The 558-nt window shown below is 54.1% G+C and carries 1 rRNA gene; it reads right to left on the reverse strand.

From position 1 onward, the window contains the following. Window positions 1–438: 438 nt before the first annotated feature. Window positions 439–553 (reverse strand): 5S ribosomal RNA (rrf, locus tag VG561_RS21135). Window positions 554–558: the final 5 nt, after the last annotated feature.

A 558-nucleotide genomic window follows, 5' to 3' on the forward strand; every position in this document is an offset into this window, starting at 1 on the left:
TTGCTTTAAAACAATTAATAGTTGCTTGATCAAACGTCTGCAAGATGGACAATCATCCTTCCTGCAGGCGCCTTCACAAGATACCTGCGCATACTTTCAAAGATCCGGGGAAGTGGCCTCAGCGCCGCTCCCGTGTGCTGCGAAGTTTCCTTCGTAGCGAGCCGCCCATTATAGCCGGCTTTTCCGCTTCGTCAACACCTTTTTTCAAGGCCGTCTCACCGGAGTGGACGTTGTTGCCGATGCTGCTTCGTCGTTGGACCCGAGGGCCTTTCGTCGTTGCGAGCCGCCTATTATGGCAGGCCTTTCAGCTTTGTCAACAACTTGTTTGAGGAACTTGAAGCTCTTCGTGAAGTTGTTGCCGCAAGTCCAGGTCGAAACCAGGTGCCTGCAAAAAAAGGAAAACCCCGCTGCGCATGCAGCGGGGTTCTCGAGTGTAAACCCTGGCGATGACCTACTCTCGCATGGCTTGAGCCACACTACCATCGGCGCAGCTGCGTTTCACTTCCGAGTTCGGGATGGGATCGGGTGGTTCCACAGCGCTAATTTCACCAGGGAGGC

It is taken from the genome of Stenotrophomonas sp. CASM110 (assembly GCF_049384345.1).
Taxonomy (GTDB): Bacteria; Pseudomonadota; Gammaproteobacteria; order Xanthomonadales; family Xanthomonadaceae; genus Stenotrophomonas; species Stenotrophomonas muris.